The sequence below is a fragment of the Pseudomonas cichorii genome, assembly GCF_019719005.1.
Lineage (GTDB): Bacteria > Pseudomonadota > Gammaproteobacteria > Pseudomonadales > Pseudomonadaceae > Aquipseudomonas > Aquipseudomonas cichorii_E.
Map to the genome: position 1 here is coordinate 1 of NZ_JAIGPJ010000107.1, position 659 is coordinate 659.

Genomic DNA, 659 nt, shown 5'->3' on the forward strand with positions numbered 1-659 from the left:
AAGCTGACCCGCTACAGCATCAAACTGGTGCCGCAACTCGCCTACCTTCGGCATAACCATGACCAGCAGATTTTTCAGCAACTGACGGTGCCAGAGATCATCGCTCAGGTTCTGGAGGCGCGAGGTATGCTGGCCGACGCCTACCGCTTTCAACTCGGCGCGACCTACCCCGAGCGCGTTTACTGCGTGCAGTACGACGAGTCCGACCTGCATTTCATCCAGCGTCTGTGCGAAGAAGAAGGCATTCACTTCCACTTCCAGCATTCCGCCAGTGGCCACACGCTGGTGTTTGGCGACGACCAGACCGTGTTCCGTAAACTCGCCCCAGTGAGCTACCAGCAAGACTCCGGCATGGCGGCGGAGAAACCGGTCATCAAGCGCTTCAACCTGCGCCTGGAAACCCGCACCACCCGCGTCAGCCGTCGCGACTACGACTTTGAAAAACCGAGCCTCCTGCCTGAAAGCAGCGCCAAGAGCGGTTTTTCACCAGACCTTGAAGACTACGACTACCCCGGCCGTTTCACCGACCGCGCACGGGGCAAGCAACTGGCGACCCGCGTCCTTGAACGTCATCGCAGCGACTACCAGCTCGCCGAGGGCAAAGGCGACGAGCCGACGCTGGTCACGGGGCATTTTCTGGCTTTAAGCGAGCACCCGCG

The 659-nt window shown here is 60.4% G+C and carries 1 protein-coding gene; it reads left to right on the top strand.

What is annotated here, in order from left to right; genetic code table 11:
• Positions 1–659 (top strand): type VI secretion system tip protein TssI/VgrG (tssI, locus tag K5D32_RS25805; RefSeq protein WP_221602335.1); only part of this gene is annotated, 659 nt, incomplete at both ends.